This window comes from Nocardia alba NBRC 108234 (assembly GCF_001612665.1).
Lineage (GTDB): Bacteria > Actinomycetota > Actinomycetes > Mycobacteriales > Mycobacteriaceae > Nocardia > Nocardia alba.
This window is the reverse complement of record NZ_BDAX01000002.1, coordinates 1,119,115-1,132,466: the sequence shown is the minus strand read 5'-3', so window position 1 is coordinate 1,132,466 and position 13,352 is coordinate 1,119,115. Positions and strand designations below refer to the sequence as shown.

Sequence of the window (13,352 nt, the reverse complement as noted above, 5' to 3'; positions counted from 1 at the left end):
AGCTTCGCTGTACGTTCAGATACACAGCAAGGCTGTATAAATTGACTTCCTAGGAGAACCTGGCAGTGAGCTACCACCCCTACGCGCTCGCCTTCCCCGCCGTCGAATTCGACTTGCGCAGTGATGATTTCGACAATGGAGGCCCGCTCCCGACGGCGTGCTACAACACCGACGCCGGTGCGAATCAATCTCCCTCACTGATCTGGTCGGGCTTGCCCGATGGAACCCGCAGCCTGGTCATCACCGCCTTCGACGCCGATGCGCCGATCCCGGGTGGACTCTGGCACTGGGTGGTCAAGGACGTGCCCGCCGTGACGGGGACGATAAAACGTGATGCCGGAGCCGATGGCGGGACCGGTCTGCCCGCCGGTGCCGTCACGCTGGTCAACGATCTGGGGCAGGCGGCGTACTCCGGGGTGCAGCCGCCTCCCGGAACCGGCACCCATCGCCTGTTCGTCTGCGCGACAGCGCTTTCGGTGGATCGCTTGGAGGTGCCGGAAGGAGCGAGTCTCGCGATGCTCAACATCTTGATGATTCCGCACACCGTCGGTCGCGCGGTCATCGTCGGAACGAGCGACGCTCCCGCCTGACAGGCTCGACGGCAGACGAACCGAGCTGCCGAAACAGAGCCACGGACGACTCCTGTCGAATCATCGACAGGAGTCGTCCGTGCCACGCTCACCGCACGTGAGGTTCGTCGGCGAGATAGGGCGGAGCGGGTTCGTATTGCATGTGCTCGCGCACGCGTCGGGCGTGGTCGCGGCCGTGCAGCGACCCGATCAGCCACAGCGCCATATCGATTCCCGCCGAGATCCCCTGCGAGGTGATCAGATCGCCGTCGACGACGTAGCGGGCATCGGTCACCACGGTGACCTCTCCGCGTGCCTGCAATGTTTCGTGGAACAGGCGGTGCGTGGTAACCCTTCGCCCGCTCGCGATGCCGGCCTTGTGCAGCAGGAATGTCCCGGTGCACACGCCCGCTGTCCAGCTCACCTGTTTCGAGGTACGCGCGATCCAATCGATCAGCACCGTGTTCGCGACCTGTGCCCGGCTACCGCTTCCGCCGGGAATCAGCAGGACGTCGAGGTCGGGGTGATCGTCGAACGTGCAGTCCGGCAGCACCCGCATCGCGTTGATGCAGCGCACCGGATCGGGGCGCTCGGCGATCAACACCGCCTGGTCGGCGTCCTTGCGCAAGAGCGAGGACACGGCGAACACCTCCCAGGGGCCGACGAAGTCCAGTTCCTCGACTCCCTCGTACAGCAGTACTCCATAGCTCGTCATATCGACTGCCTTTCTACGGTGGGATCGATCCGGCCACTTGCCGTGTCGGGTGTCGGGTCATCGGTCCACTGGTGCCGTTCGTGCCAGCGGGCCAGCCCCTTCGGCGCCCACCAATTGGCGCGACCCATCACGCGCATGAACGCAGGCACCAGCAGAACGCGAACGAGGAAGGCGTCCATCAGCACCGCCAGGGTCAGGCCGAATCCGAGGCCGCGCGCGAACGACACCTGCGACACCATCATCGCGGCGAAAGCGATGGCCATCACCGTCGCCGCGGCGGTGACGATACGTCCGCTGCGCGCCAGACCGAGCGCGACGGCGCGATCACTGTCTGCCTTGGTGCGACCCGAGCGAGCCCATTCCTCCCGCACCCGCGACAGCACGAACACCTCGTAGTCCATGGCGAGCCCGAATGCCATGCAGCCCAGCAGGATCGGCATCGTCACTACGGTGCGGCCGATCGGTGTCGTGCCGAGCCCGTCGAGGTGGAAGTCCTGGAACACCCACACCATGACCCCGATCGCGGCGGTCAACGACAGCACGTTCATGACAATCGCCTTGATCGGCAGGATCACGCTGCCGGTCATCATGAACAGCAGCACGAAGGTGGCCACGACCAGCAGCGTCAAAGCCAGCGGCAGCTTGTCGGTAATGCCGTGCACCGCGTCCAGATCGCGTTGGACCAGCCCACCGAACAGGGTGTCCTGCGGTGCGGCAACAGCTTTCAACTGCGCGAGTTGCGCGCGTCCCGCCTCGGAGAACGGGTCCTCGGTGGTCTGCACCGTGAGGTAGGCCGAGTCGGCGTGTGCCGCCGCGTCCACGACGCGCGGTGAAACCACCTGTCCGCGCGCGATGATCCCCGTCGGTGTCTGGACCGAGGTGACCCCGTCGATCATCGAGAGGCGTTGCGCGTAGTCGGTGAGTGCCGACGCCTGCGGTGCGGCGTCGGGGAAGACGACCGGCACGCGCCCCTGGCTGTCGACGGAGAATTGGGCGCGCAGCACATCTCCGGTTTGGCGTGCCTGGGTGGAGGTCGGCAGCGCCCGATCGTCGGGGTAGCCGAACTTGGCGCCCAGTAACGGCAGACTCAACACCGCGAGCAGACCCGACACCACGATGATCACCGGGACAGCGCGCCGCATGGCGAACAGGGCGATCCGGTACCACGCGGTGTCCTCGGCAGCGGTGCGCACGGGAACCGCGGGGCGACGGAACAGCCGCCGCACCGGCGGGCGCAGATCGTATCTGTCCAATCGGTCCCCGAGCACGATGATCGCCGCGGGCGCCACTACGAGCGCGCCGACCAGGCAGAACGCGATAGCTCCCAGGGCGCCGAAGGCCAGTGAGCGCATGAAGTACATCGGGAACACCAGCATGACCGACATCGCCACCGCGACGGTCAGCGCCGAATACGCCACGGTGCGCCCGGCGGTGTTCATGGTCCTGATCAAAGCCTGCTCGGGCGTGCTCCCGGCGGCCTTCTCTTCGCGAAACCGGCTGATGATGAACAGCGTGTAGTCGATCGCCAGCGCCAGCCCGAGCGCCTGGGCGATGTTGACCGCGAAGACCGCGACATCGGTGAACGAGAACAGGATTCGCAGCCACGCCAGCGTGCCGACGATCGCGAACATCGAGACCGCCATCGGTACGGCCGCGGCCAGCGCGCTGCCGAAGATCCACACCATCACCAGGAAGGTCAACGGGATCGCGATCATGTCCATCTTCACCGCGTCCACCTGCGACTGGTGGTTGAGCTCGTACAACGACATCGCCTGTCCGCCCGCCGTGACGGTGACGCCGTCACGCTCCCCGATCAGGGGCTCGGACAGATCGTGCGCGCGTTGCATGGCGTCCTTGTCGTTGCCGGCGACCAGCCCGGCCACGAGTGCCGAACGCCGGTCCGTACCCGCCAGCGCCGCGCCCTCCTCCGCGGGCGAAGTCCAGTAGGAGACAACCTGATTGACGTATCCCGACTGGGTCAGCGCATCGGAGATGGACTGCGCGCGCGCACGCGCGGCCGGGGTGTCGATGCCCTCGGGCGCAGTCACGGCGAACACCAGGGAGAATCCGCCGGCGCCGAAGCGCTCGGTCAATATCCGTTCAGCACGGGAGGATTCGGCGTTCGGGGGGTCGTAGCCGCCGGCGGGCAGCTGCGAGATGACGGATGCGCCGAAGCCGCCCGCGACGACCAAGAACAGCAGCGCCGCGATGAGGATGACGCGCGGCGCTCGAAGTACGAGCGCCGCCAGACGCGTAAACATAAGGCTCCCAACAGATCTACCGGTTCGACGGTGGTGAGGGCGGCCGGCGTGACGAGGGTGTCGAACGCGAACAGGCGGGTTGCGCGGCTACCGCGACGACAGTAACATTTCGACAGTCGGTTCCACATATAACTTATTTGTTAGGTCAAACCCACCTTGGAGGTACTGATGGTTGAAGTGGTCACGGCGGAAAAGGTCGATGCCTACGACCTGGGATACATCGCCGGCAATCGGCTCGAAACCGAAGAGGGGGTACACATCTACTACGAGCGCTACGGAATCGACTCGCCCACCACCGTGGTGCTCATCCCCAATCTCTTCCTGATCGCGCCGCTGTGGCGCAACTTCACCACCGAACTGGCGACCAAGTATTCGATCGTCAGCTACGACCTGCGCAACAAGGGCGCGTCCACACAGGTGGACGGCGTCGTGGACTTCCAGCAACACATCCATGACCTGCGGGCGGTCCTGACCCATCTCGGCGTCGAGCGGCCGTACCTGGTCGCGTCGTCGGATTCCACGCTGCTGGCGCGCGAATACGCCCTGGCCTACCCCGACGAGGTGGGCGGACTCGGACTGTACGGACCGGTGTTCAACGCGATCGGCGGACGTCGGCGCAAGCGCCTGATCCAATCGTGGCTCTCGACCGTGACCAACGTTGGCCCCACCGCGTTGTTCAACGAGATGTACCCGCTGATCTACTCCCACCACACAGTCGAATATGGCGGCAGCCCGGCCTATCTCGCGCTCAAGGAACGTTTCATCGCCCTGAGCTCGCAACAGCAGCTGACCACCAACCTGCAGACCTCGCTCACGGTCGACGACGACCCGGACAAGCTGCGTCGGCTCACCGCGCCGGTCCTGCTCTCCGCCGGCGAGAACGACTTCCAGACCTCCGAGGGTATGTTGCGCGAGATCGCGGCCATCATGCCCGATGCCCGGGTCGAGACCATCCCGCATTCCGGCCATGCCCCCTACTTCGAGGCGACCGCCGAATTCGAGGCGTCCATCGATCGATTCGTCCAGTCCACGCTCGCCCCGTGATCCGCGCGAAAGCATCCCGGTCATGAACGCGCTCGGCGATCTGCTGACGCGCTACGCCCAGCGATATGGCGACCGCACCGCGGTGTCGGCGGGCGCCGACGCCGCGTACAGCTACGCGGAGCTCGAGCCGGCCAGCCGCCACGCCGAAGCCTGGCTGCACGAGGTCGTGCCCCATTCTCCGTTCCTGCTGCTGCCCGGCAACACACCCGGCGACGTGGCCCTGCTCCTCGGTGCCCTGCGCTCGGGACTGGTGCCGCTGGTCGGTGATCCGGCGTGGAGCGAACACGAGATCGCCGAAACCCTCAAACGTACAGGCGCTTCCAGCGTGGTGCGCGCACAGCGGCCCGAGTCCGTAGCGGCGAGCATCACACTGGGCGACGGGGGAGTGCGCTACCTGGAGCTCGCTGCCGAACCCGGCGCACCGCTGCGCCACGATCTCGACGGCATCGACTTCGGGCGCTTCACCTCCGGCAGTTCCGGCGCGCCCCGATGCCTGGGATTCGGCATCGAGGCGATGATCAACGCCGCGTCCGCCTGGGGAGCTGCCACCCAGCTCACCAGCGCGGATACGGTGATGTGTCTGGCGGCGCTGAACAACGGCTTGGCCTTCAACACCTCGCTGCTCGCGGTGTTCGAGGTGGGCGCCACCCTGGTCCTTCCGGGTGTCCGCCCGATTCCGTCCTCGATGCTCGCGGCGCTGCGCACCTGGAGTCCCACGGTTCTGGTGGCGTTTCCGTTCGTCTACGAGGCGCTCGCCGAACGCGACCTCGGCGGGCTCACCTCGCTGCGGTTGCTCGTCAGCTCCGCGGCGCCGTTGCGCCCTGACACCGACCGACGCTGGTCGGCCGAGCTCGGCACCCACATCTGCAACTACTACGGACTCGCGGAAGTGGGTCCGGTGACGTTCAACGACGGACGAGTCGCGGGGTCACTGGGCCGGGCCTTGGCAGGAGTCGAACTGCTCGAAATCCCCACCCCTGAGACTGAAAATGGCTCGCGCGCTGTGGATCCCACTCCGGCGCGTATCGCGGTGCGTACCGCCGCGATGGCCACCCGCTACCTGGACCCACGCCCTCCGGACTTCGCCGATCACCTCGATTCGAACGGCCGCTACCTCACCCAGGATCTCGGCTTCCTACGGGACGGCGACCTTTTCATCACCGGTCGCGCGGACCGCATCGTCAATATCGCCGGCCGCAAAATCGATCCCGGCGAGATCGCCGATGTCCTGCTACGGCATCACGACGTGAGTGGTGCCCTGGTGCGCGCGGAGCCGACCACCACCGAGCCGGTCCTGTGCGCCTATGTCGAATCCGCGACCGCGGGCAGAAGCGACCTGATCGACCACTGTCGAAAGTACTTGTCCCAGTACAAGATTCCGCAGCGCTGGACGATCGTTCCCGCGTTGCCACGATCCTCCGCGGGCAAGATCATGTCCGCGCAACTCGCAGGAATAGGAGGAGCTTCGCAATGAACCGCGCGCAGATCCTGACCGATGTCAAAGCCCTTATCGTCAAAGAGTCGGACGGCCAGATCCAGGAGTCCGATATCGGAGTCGGCCCCGACTCGCTGCGCCACCTCGGACTCAACTCGCTCGCGACCCTGCGCGTGCTGGTCGCGGTCGAAGACGAATTCGGCATCGAGTGGGACGACGACGTCGACGAAGCCGTCATGAGTGATCTGCAGGTCATGTGCGATCACATCGCCGACAAGCTGGGCGTCCCCGCCTAGTGCCCCGGACAGCCAGGAACAGGAAACACCCATGACACCCAGCGGTTCCGTCGCCGAACACCGGCTGGCGGTCAATCTCGCGCTCGGCAGTCTGCAACTGTCGGGCACCGGCCACGACGATTTCAACCAGGGCCAGATCTCGGCGCGTCTACCGAGATCCGAGAGCTTCCTGATCAAGAGCGCCCTGCGGGGGTTCAGTGAAGCCACCCCGGCGGACATGGTCGTCGCCAGCATCGACGCGGACCAACCGCCGGATCGCCTCGCGCCGCCGGAACTGCCTCTGCACCAGGCGATCTACGCCGCCAGGCCCGATGTCAACGCCATCGTGCACAGTCACGCGCCGAACACTCTGGTGTTCGGCGCGCTCGATACCGAACTGGTGGCGCTCTCCCACGACGCGGCGCCGTTCGTGGATCGCTGCCCTCGATTCACCTTGACCAGCAACACGATTCTCGACATCGAAACCGGTCGCGCGGTGGCCGATGTGCTGGCGTACAACCCCGCGGTGTTCCTGCGCAACCACGGCGGCGTGATCGTCGGACGTACCCTGCGGCACGCTGTCGTCGCGGCGCAACTGCTCGAACGAGCGTGTGAACTGCAGATCAAGGCGCTCGCCACCGGGGTGAAGTTCTTTCACTCCAGCAGTGCTGATATCGAGGCCAAGAACGACTACATCTACAGCGATCTCGCGGTGAAGAGCTACTGGGACTACCGCGTGCGCGATATCAAGGAACGTAGTCCCCACGTGCGTGAGTGGCTCTCGACGGTGACAGCGTGATCCACCTGGGGCGAGTACTCGAGCGACAGCAATTGCACAGTGCGGCATCGAAAGTCCGGCCGGTGTTCGGACGAGTCCGATCGCACTCCCTGCGCGGGCCCGCCCTCAACCGGCCCGGTGGCGATCGGCTGCGCACGCTGCAGCGGATTATCGAGAGCGCCTTCGGCTACACCCGGGTGGAGGGGACCAAGCTCTATCGGCGTGCCCCCTCGGCCGGCGGCCTGTATCCCACCGAGGTGGTGTGCGTCGTCCAGATCGCCGAGCGCTGGACCGCGTTGACCTACGATTTTCACCGACGAGTCTTTCGTGAACTCACCGACATCGACCCCGACGCCGCCGCGGGCACCGCCACCGCCGACCAAGCGGTGGTCGTGGTGACCAGCACACTGTGGCGCACCCTGCAGCGTTACGGCTTTCGCGGCTACCGCTATTGCCTGATCGACGCGGGGATCGTCATGGGCACCATCGCGCAGGTCTGCCGTGCCGAACACCGTGAGCTCACCCATCTCGACAACCGGACTCTCACCCGGATCGACGATGCGCTCGCGTTGCCGTCGAGCGAGATCACCGCCTGCGCCGCGATCATCGACTGTGCTGGTGCGAGCGGCGCCGAGGTGACACACCAGGATCAGCTGCTCGTACCACGTGCCGTCGATACCGCGTGGCAGCAATCCCCGATGCTGGCAGCGGAATTGGAGCGCACCATCCGGCTCGATCGGGCGATGCGAGTCGCCGAGGCGCCGAACCGGGCCCTCGTGAGTACCGGCGTGGCCACCGGCGACCGGGCAGAACTCCAGCACCTGATCGATACGCGCCGCTCCGCCCGTGGACTTCGCCGCGGCGAACTCGACGCCCAGGCGTGCGCGTGGTTGCCGCAGGCCCTGCACGCCATGGTCTCGCAGTGGCCCGCACGACATCGCGACAGTATCGCGCTCACACTGGCGGTTCGCGGCGATCAGGCGCTGCTGCACGCGATGCGCAGCCACGCGGGCCGGATCGATGTCACCGCCATCGACGACCTGCCCGATCACGCGCTCACCGCGCTGTTCGGTGGACAGGCGCTGATGGCAGAGGCCGACCTGTTCCTCATCGCCGGACTTCGCGGCGACGTCGCCGAGGACGCGATCGCGGTCTTTCGCAACAGCCTGCTGCAGATCGGCATGCTCACCTCGACAGTGCAACTGCTCGCGGTCAAGTCCGGGATCGCGCACACGATCGTCGGCGGATTCGACGACGCCGCGCTGGCGGCGATATCAGGCCACACGATCACCCCACTCGTCGCGATCGCCTTCGGCACCGCGGCAACACATTCCACGAAGAACGACACCCAGAGGAGACAATCGTGACCGGATACCTGGTGAGCGGCGCCACCGAATTGGCAGGCGCGGCACTGGTACTGGAATTGCTCGACCGCACCGAGGACGCCGTCTACGCGACAGTGCCGGCCGCACAGGTCGAGGAAGTCCTGCGCAATGCCGCGATCGCCTACGGTCACGGCAGCGATTTCCTGGACCGGCACGCGCACCGACTCCATCTGCGCGACGACTCCCCGGAGGCGGTCCTCGCCGACGCCGCGAACGCGATCACCGAGGTCTGGCACTGCCCAGGGCAGACGCGCACCGAGGACACCCTGCCCGGGGGCGACAACCCGGTGGACATCGCCGCGGCCGCGCGGCTGCTCGCGGCCGCCGAGAACGCACAGGTGCGGCGTTTCAATCTCCTGAGTACCGCGTATGTGTCGGGTTCGCGTGGCGGCGCCATCGAGGAGTCCGACCCCCTGGACGCGCAGTTCGCCCTCAACGCGTTCGAACGCAGCAGTATCGAGCTCGAGCAGCTCGTGGCACAGGCGAGCGCCCTCGCGCCGCGCGTCTGGCGCACGGGGATCGTGGTCGGTCACAGCCGAACCTACGCCGCGGTCGGCACCTCACCGTTCTACGGGTTGCTCGACGCGCTCGCCCGGACGAAGGGCGCGGTGGAGGCGCTGGTCGGGGATCTCATGGCCATGCGCGCGATGGCGATCGCCCTCGACGCGGATGTCACGGTGGATCTGGTCCCGGTCGATCTGCTCGTGCGCCAGGCGGTGACCCTGTCGCGGATTCCGGCCCTCGACGCACCGACAGTGCATGTGACCAACCAGAGCGCGACCGCGCTCGGGCAGGTGTTGACCGCGGCATTCACCGCGTTGGGCATGGCCCAGCCGGACTATGTGTCCTCCACCGGGTCGTGCCTGGGAATCGAGGAACAGTTCGATGCCGAGATCCGTTCCTATGGAGCTGCTTTCGTCGCCGGATCGCGATTCCAGCAGTCCACCGCGGCCCGCGTGCTCACCCCGCTGGACTTCGCGGCGACCTCCGAGTTCCTCGGCGCGCTCGTCCGGTCCAGCGCCCCCTTGGCCGCGCAGAAGGGCTGAGAGTGTCGTTCGATCACACTGCTTTCAATGCCGTGCTCTCGACCCTGGACGCCGACGAGGTCGCCAGGCAGGAAGCCGCTGGGGCACATCCGACCAAGCTCTTTCGTGAACTGCTCGGTACCGGGCTCGCCGAACTCGCGGTATCGGGTGCGCCCGGCTCCGGCGATCGATGGCTCTTCTGCTCCTCGATCGCCGACATCGCCCAACGCTGGGTCGGGCTCGCCGAATCGTTGCACTATCAGGTGCTGTCGATCTGCGCGTTCGCGCGGTCGGGCTCACCCGAACAGCACGCGCGCTATCTCGCGGCTCTGCGCGCCGGTGAGCTGATCGCCTCCAACTGCTTCAACGAAGAGCGGGCCGGCTCGGACCTGGCCGCGATCGCGACATCCGCGCACCGCGATCCCGACGGTGGCTACGTCATCGACGGCACCAAGCAGTGGATCGGGCACGCGCAGATCGCCGACGTCCTCTTCGTCTACGCCAAGACCGCCGATCGAGGTCTGGCCGGCATCACCTGCTTCCTGGTGGACGCGCACGCGCCCGGCATCACCATCACCCACCGACCCAAAACCGCCGGTGCGGGGAGCCTGCCGTCCGGCGACATCGGTTTCGATTCGGTTCGTGTGCCCGCCGAGAACGTGGTCGGGCGGGTCAATCGCGGCATGCTCGCCGGTGACAGTCTCTTCACGCAGGGCCGTCTCGGCGTGGCGTCCTGTTCGTTGGGACTGGCCCGCGCCGCGTTGCGGCGGGCGAGCGACTACGCGGGTGAGCATCAGCAGTTCGGTCATCCGATCATCGAATTCCAGGGGGTGGCGTTTCCCCTGGCGCAGGTCAGCACCGATATCGCCGCCACGGCGGCCCTGCTGCGCGAAGCCTGCGTCGCGGCCGAGGACGGTCGCCGCGACGCGCAATTGCTCGCCGCGCAGGCGAAACTGCAAGCCACCACCACGGTCCGGCGAGCCACCGATGCCGCGATCGCCACGCTCGCGTCCCGCGCGTTCGACGTCACCGAACCGGTGTTGCGCTGGGCTTCGGAGGCCCACCTGCTCGAGATCGTGCAGGGCACTCCGGAAATCCAGAAGATCGCCATCGCGGCACAACTACGTTAGGACCTGTTTCGATGCTCCCCACTTCCTTCGGATGCTTCACACTGCCTTTTCATCCGCCGCGCCGCGACCCGTTCCACGCTCTGCACGAGGACATCGACCTGGTTCTGCTGGCCGAGGATCTCGGCTTCGACGAGATCTGGATCGGTGAGCACCACTCGGGCGGGTGGGGCACCCTCGCCGCACCCGACATGCTGATCGCCGCCGTGGCCCGCGAAACCCACCGTATCCGCCTCGGCACCGGTGTCATCCCGCTCACCTACCACCACCCGTTGCATGTGGCCGAGCGAATTCTGCTGTTGGACAACCTGACCCGCGGGCGGGCCATCCTCGGCTGCGGGCCCGGCGCGTTCGTGCAGGACATGGAGATGATCGGCGTCGACCCCACGACGATCCGAGAGCACTTCAGCGCGGCACTCGATACGGTGACCGCCCTGGTCCGCGGCGAGACCGTCGACATCGAGACCCCCTGGTTCACCGCGCGCCAGGCCCAGCTTCAGCAGCGGCCCTACCGCGACCCGGTGGAGGTCGTCGTCGCCGGCTCGCTGGGACCCGAGGCGATCACCCAGCTGAGCAAGACCGGCACCTCAGCACTGGTGAACCTCACCCCACCCTGGGGCGCGATGCGCCCCGGGATGATCGGCGACCCGATAGGTGACCTGGCACAACGGCTTTCGAACCTTCGCGGGCAAGGCGATGCCACGGTGCGGGTCAATGCCTTCGTGCACGTGTGCGAATCGCGCGAGGCCGGGATCGAGGAGATCATGGGCGGCTGGATGGAACAGCGCCTCGGCCTGTATCGCGCGAGCTTGGGGATGCCGCTGCCGGGATCGGAGACGAGCGGTCGCGCGGTGTTGAACGCCCTGATCGACGCGGGTGTGTTCATCGTCGGCCCACCCGAGAGTTGCGCCGAACAGATCACCGATCTGGCAACCCGGCTGGGCGGTATCGACACGCTGATCCTGTACGTTCCGGGCTGGCTGGAGACCTCGGCCCTGCACACGGGTTTGCGTCGGTTCGCGCACGAGGTCGCGCCACGGCTGCGCCGTTGGCACGAGGGAACCCGGCGGTCCCTCGACGCCGCGGTCGCGGAGGCAGGCCGCCGCGCGTCGGTACGCGCGGCGATGGCTTCCGCGCCGACCGGTTCGCCGACGTCCTGAGTGGGAAGCAGCGGCCGGCCGGGGTCCGCGACGGACCCCGGCCGAACACCGAATCGGTCTACTCGCGCGTCAGCACACCGCGTCGCGACCACCGTGGCCGAGCAGACTTCGCAGGACATCCCAGCCGGCGCCGACCTCGCCGAGCCGGTATTCCTCGGGCAGACCGACACGATCGAGCCGAACCTCGGTGAGGTCCGCGCGGGCGCCGCGGCGCACCGTCGTGACCATGACCCGCGCTGCGGTCATATCGCACACGAAGCAACTGAGTCCACGAGATCCGACCGAGAAGGGATCGGTACGCGCGAGCAGCAACCCCCAGCGCGCGGTACGAGCGGCGGTAGCCGACAGCTTGGTCCCGATGACCGCCCAATACCCTCCCATCCAGCACGCGCGAGTCTGCACGTCGGCCGGGCGCGAGTCGGCACCGAACTCCTCCAACAGCGAGCACCATTCGTCGCCGCCGCGCACCGGCACGGGGGAGGGCGTGGGCTGGTCGCGTAAGTAGGCGCGGATCCGGTCCGCGGTGTCGCTGAGGTCGGCGCCGTGCATGCGATAGTCGTTCGGAGCTTCTGTCAGTAGACGCTGCCCGGACATGTGTTCCCCTTGTGGTGAGCCGATCACGACTTCGATTGTCCGGTGCTCGGTCACCATCTCGCTCGTGCCTTCCGCCCGAACCGGCAGCGGGTCAGCTGGACGAACCATCCAGTACGCCGGTGCCCTCACCCCCGGCAACGGGGCTCTAAGGTGAAGTCCCCGGCGCTGACCGAGCGGGCTCGAACAGCCGAGCCGAACAGGCTCGCCGCGCTCGGGCAGGAACGAGAGGAGAGTTCACGTGGCGACAACACCGGAAGAAGGTTCGAACGGGCGACCTCGCCGCCGACGTTCGCAACTGTCCGACGATGTCGCACGTGACCTGCGTGCGTGGATCATGTCCGGCAAACTGCGCCCCGGTGCCGCTGTGCACCTCGAGGAGACGGCCACCGAACTGGATGTGAGCATCACCCCGGTGCGCGACGCGCTCCTCACCCTGTGCGGGGAAGGATTCGTCGAGCCCGGCCATCGGCGCGGATTCGTCGTCACTCAACTCAGCCGTGAGGATGTCCTGGATATCTTCTGGTTACAGAGTCGCGTCGCGGTCGAGCTGGCGCAACGGGCCGCCGGCCACCTGACTCCGCCGGGAATCGATGCGCTCCAGCGGCACATCGATCGATTACGTACCGCGGTAACCGCACGTGATGTGGACGCGATCGCCAACGCGGAGTTCGCCTTTCATCGCGAACTCAATCACCTCGCCCGCGCGAGCAAATTGGCGTGGTTCTCGCTGAAGATGAGCTGGTACGCCCCACAACGGATGTACTCCACCGACCACACGTGGGGCGAATTCGCGGTGGCGAGCCACGAAAGACTGCTCGCGGCGCTGCGGGAAGCGGACATGACCCAGATCGCCGTGGAGACCCAGGTGCTGTTCGCGGACGCGGCCCAACGACTGCTCGCTCATCTGGAACACGTCGGGGTGTGGGACGAGTCCGAGGAGTCGGCCGCCGACACTCTCGCGGACTCGAGCAGCTGACCAGCCCG

The 13,352-nt window shown here is 66.8% G+C and carries 13 protein-coding genes; 10 read left to right on the top strand and 3 right to left on the bottom strand.

Annotation, left to right across the window (positions count from 1 at the left end; all coding sequences use genetic code 11):
• The first annotated feature begins 65 nt into the window (after positions 1 to 65).
• Positions 66 to 590: a YbhB/YbcL family Raf kinase inhibitor-like protein gene (locus tag NA12_RS06840; RefSeq protein ID WP_067447124.1), complete on the top strand. Its 525-nt coding sequence runs from the start codon at positions 66 to 68 to the stop codon at positions 588 to 590.
• Between the two features lie 88 nt (positions 591 to 678).
• Here the strand turns inward: NA12_RS06840 and NA12_RS06835 are convergent, their stop codons facing one another.
• Together NA12_RS06835 and NA12_RS06830 are read right to left on the bottom strand one after the other, a co-directional pair.
• Complete coding sequence (locus NA12_RS06835) at positions 679 to 1,284, bottom strand: DJ-1/PfpI family protein (RefSeq protein WP_067447122.1); 606 nt, start codon at positions 1,282 to 1,284, stop codon at positions 679 to 681.
• Entirely contained in the window at positions 1,281 to 3,545 is a 2,265-nt protein-coding gene (locus NA12_RS06830) for an MMPL family transporter (RefSeq protein WP_067447120.1), read from the bottom strand. Before NA12_RS06830 ends, NA12_RS06835 begins: the two co-directional genes overlap by 4 nt.
• Before the next feature lie 168 nt (positions 3,546 to 3,713).
• Between NA12_RS06830 and NA12_RS06825 the strand changes: the two genes are divergently transcribed.
• The 8 genes from NA12_RS06825 to NA12_RS06790 all read left to right on the top strand — a co-directional run bounded on the left by NA12_RS06825 (position 3,714) and on the right by NA12_RS06790 (position 11,774).
• Entirely contained in the window at positions 3,714 to 4,589 is an 876-nt protein-coding gene (locus tag NA12_RS06825) for an alpha/beta fold hydrolase (RefSeq protein ID WP_084472406.1), read from the top strand.
• Positions 4,590 to 4,611: 22 nt separating this feature from the next.
• Positions 4,612 to 6,063 carry a class I adenylate-forming enzyme family protein gene (locus tag NA12_RS06820; RefSeq protein WP_067447118.1) on the top strand — a complete coding sequence of 484 codons (1,452 nt, stop codon included), beginning with the start codon at positions 4,612 to 4,614 and terminating at the stop codon, positions 6,061 to 6,063.
• Positions 6,060 to 6,320 carry an acyl carrier protein gene (locus NA12_RS06815; RefSeq protein ID WP_067447116.1) on the top strand — a complete coding sequence of 87 codons (261 nt, stop codon included), beginning with the start codon at positions 6,060 to 6,062 and terminating at the stop codon, positions 6,318 to 6,320. Before NA12_RS06820 ends, NA12_RS06815 begins: the two co-directional genes overlap by 4 nt.
• A 31-nt stretch (positions 6,321 to 6,351) precedes the next feature.
• Positions 6,352 to 7,098 (top strand): class II aldolase/adducin family protein, encoded by a 747-nt coding sequence (locus NA12_RS06810; RefSeq protein ID WP_132369891.1) that lies wholly within the window; start codon positions 6,352 to 6,354, stop codon positions 7,096 to 7,098.
• Positions 7,099 to 7,160: 62 nt separating this feature from the next.
• Positions 7,161 to 8,444, top strand: coding sequence for a nitroreductase family protein (locus NA12_RS33535; RefSeq protein WP_067447114.1), 1,284 nt, complete (start codon positions 7,161 to 7,163; stop codon positions 8,442 to 8,444).
• Positions 8,441 to 9,508, top strand: coding sequence for an SDR family oxidoreductase (locus NA12_RS34090; RefSeq protein WP_067447112.1), 1,068 nt, complete (start codon positions 8,441 to 8,443; stop codon positions 9,506 to 9,508). The genes NA12_RS33535 and NA12_RS34090 overlap by 4 nt, the downstream gene beginning before the upstream one ends.
• 2 nt (positions 9,509 to 9,510) lie before the next feature.
• Complete coding sequence (locus tag NA12_RS06795) at positions 9,511 to 10,617, top strand: acyl-CoA dehydrogenase family protein (protein ID WP_067447110.1); 1,107 nt, start codon at positions 9,511 to 9,513, stop codon at positions 10,615 to 10,617.
• A gap of 11 nt (positions 10,618 to 10,628) precedes the next feature.
• Positions 10,629 to 11,774 carry an LLM class flavin-dependent oxidoreductase gene (locus tag NA12_RS06790; RefSeq protein WP_067447108.1) on the top strand — a complete coding sequence of 382 codons (1,146 nt, stop codon included), beginning with the start codon at positions 10,629 to 10,631 and terminating at the stop codon, positions 11,772 to 11,774.
• Positions 11,775 to 11,843: 69 nt separating this feature from the next.
• On the opposite strand, the gene NA12_RS06785 is transcribed toward NA12_RS06790, so the two are convergent.
• Positions 11,844 to 12,368 carry an acyl-CoA dehydrogenase family protein gene (locus tag NA12_RS06785; protein WP_067447106.1) on the bottom strand — a complete coding sequence of 175 codons (525 nt, stop codon included), beginning with the start codon at positions 12,366 to 12,368 and terminating at the stop codon, positions 11,844 to 11,846.
• A 238-nt stretch (positions 12,369 to 12,606) separates the two neighbouring features.
• Between NA12_RS06785 and NA12_RS06780 the strand changes: the two genes are divergently transcribed.
• Complete coding sequence (locus tag NA12_RS06780; protein WP_067447104.1) at positions 12,607 to 13,344, top strand: GntR family transcriptional regulator; 738 nt, start codon at positions 12,607 to 12,609, stop codon at positions 13,342 to 13,344.
• Positions 13,345 to 13,352: the final 8 nt, after the last annotated feature.

What these genes read in the sequence shown, in the direction of transcription:
- NA12_RS06835 (WP_067447122.1), bottom strand. Translation starts at nt 1,284, where the DNA reads ATGACGAGCTATGGAGTACTGCTGTACGAGGGAGTCGAGGAACTGGAC.
- NA12_RS06830 (WP_067447120.1), bottom strand. Translation starts at nt 3,545, where the DNA reads ATGTTTACGCGTCTGGCGGCGCTCGTACTTCGAGCGCCGCGCGTCATC.
- NA12_RS06825 (WP_084472406.1), top strand. Translation starts at nt 3,714, where the DNA reads ATGGTTGAAGTGGTCACGGCGGAAAAGGTCGATGCCTACGACCTGGGA.
- NA12_RS06820 (WP_067447118.1), top strand. Translation starts at nt 4,612, where the DNA reads ATGAACGCGCTCGGCGATCTGCTGACGCGCTACGCCCAGCGATATGGC.
- NA12_RS06815 (WP_067447116.1), top strand. Translation starts at nt 6,060, where the DNA reads ATGAACCGCGCGCAGATCCTGACCGATGTCAAAGCCCTTATCGTCAAA.
- NA12_RS06810 (WP_132369891.1), top strand. Translation starts at nt 6,352, where the DNA reads ATGACACCCAGCGGTTCCGTCGCCGAACACCGGCTGGCGGTCAATCTC.
- NA12_RS06790 (WP_067447108.1), top strand. Translation starts at nt 10,629, where the DNA reads ATGCTCCCCACTTCCTTCGGATGCTTCACACTGCCTTTTCATCCGCCG.
- NA12_RS06785 (WP_067447106.1), bottom strand. Translation starts at nt 12,368, where the DNA reads ATGTCCGGGCAGCGTCTACTGACAGAAGCTCCGAACGACTATCGCATG.